Source organism: Acrocarpospora pleiomorpha, assembly GCF_009687885.1.
GTDB lineage: Bacteria > Actinomycetota > Actinomycetes > Streptosporangiales > Streptosporangiaceae > Acrocarpospora > Acrocarpospora pleiomorpha.
The window spans coordinates 1-1,578 of the sequence record NZ_BLAF01000152.1; the positions used below are offsets into that span (position 1 = coordinate 1).

Below are 1,578 nucleotides of genomic sequence, written 5' to 3' on the forward strand. Positions count from 1 at the left end.
TGGCCTGGGCTCTTGCATGGAACGTGGGAACCTGTCGCCCCGACACTGTCGCTGGCCCGTCAGGGTGGCGGCGAGAGGGAGATCCTCAAGCGGTCCACGCCGCAAGAGGCCGAGTACCGTCGCGGGGCACGGGGGCGGACCGTCTCGTAGTAGTGAGGAAGCCCGGTAATGCGGGTGGAGCCAAGGGGGCGGGTCATCCTGGTCTGTTTGGTGGTCAACCGGCGGTGCCGGGAGGAGCCAGGTGAGCGGACCGAAGTCGTTTGAGATTTCCAAGCACATGGTTTATGAGGCGTATCGGAGGGTGAAGGCGAACAAAGGTGTGGCGGGTGTCGACGGGCAGTCGATCGAGCAGTTCGAACAGGACCTGAGAGGGAACCTGTACAAGCTGTGGAATCGGATGTCGTCGGGGTGTTATTTCCCGCCGCCGGTGCGGATGGTGGAGATCCCCAAGCCGGAAGGTAAGGGGGTCCGGGTTCTCGGTGTGCCAACCGTCGCGGACCGGATCGCGCAGACAGTGGCGGCCATGGCCCTGGAGCCGGAGGTGGAGAAGATCTTCCACCCCGACTCCTATGGGTATCGGCCCCGCAAGAGCGCGCTGGACGCGGTGGGAGAGTGCCGGGAACGCTGCTGGCGAACCGACTGGGTTATCGATCTGGACATCAAAGGGTTCTTCGATAATCTGGATCATGATCTGGTCCTCAAGGCGGTGGCCCATCACACCGATCACAAGTGGGTCCTGCTGTATGTGGAGCGGTGGCTGACGGCCCCGCTCCAACGGCAGGACGGCACGTTGATCGCCCGGGATCGCGGGAGCCCACAGGGTTCGGCGATCTCACCGTTGCTCGCCAACCTGTTCATGCACTACGCGTTCGATGCCTGGATGGCCCGGGAGTATCCGGCCGTCGCCTTTGAACGGTACTGCGATGATGTGGTGGTCCACTGCCGGAGCGAAGCCGAAGCGCACCAAGTGCGGCAAGCGATCGCGCAGCGATTGGACGAATGCGGGGGGTTGCAACTGCATCCCGACAAGACCCGCATCGTGTATTGCAAGGACGGCAGGAGGCGTGGCTCGTACGAACACACCTCCTTCACCTTCCTCGGGTACGGGTTTCGCGTGCGGATGGTCCGGACGAGGCATGGAGTGTACTTCTTCAGCTTCAACCCAGCCATCAGCGACGAGGCCGCCAAATGCATCCGCGCGCAGATCCGTTCCTGGCGGCTACACAGACGCAGTGGAGCAAGCCTGAAGGACCTGGCTCACGAGATCAACGCCGTGGTGCGGGGGTGGATCAACTATTACGGCCGGTTTTATCCGTCCGCGTTGGTCCCCAGCCTCAACCGGATCAACGACTATCTGGTCCGGTGGATCGTGCAGAAGTACAAGCGGTACCGCGGCCGATGGATGCGAGCGCGAGACGCACTGGGCAGGGCCGCAGCGCTCCACCCGGGGGGTTTCGTCCACTGGCGGCTCTGCCGGCCGTGACCGGTAAACGACCGGATGATGGGAGCCGGGTAAGTCGAGAGGCTTAAGCCCGGTTCTACGAGAGCCGGGGGCTGAGATGCCCCCGGCTACTCACC

The 1,578-nt window shown here is 63.6% G+C and carries 1 protein-coding gene; it reads left to right on the top strand.

The features are described 5' to 3' along the window. Positions 1-277 precede the first annotated feature (277 nt). The gene (ltrA, locus tag Aple_RS51695) at positions 278-1,483 is read left to right on the top strand and encodes a group II intron reverse transcriptase/maturase (RefSeq protein WP_155352146.1); all 1,206 of its coding nucleotides are present in this window, start codon (positions 278-280) and stop codon (positions 1,481-1,483) included. The last annotated feature ends 95 nt before the right edge of the window (positions 1,484-1,578 follow it).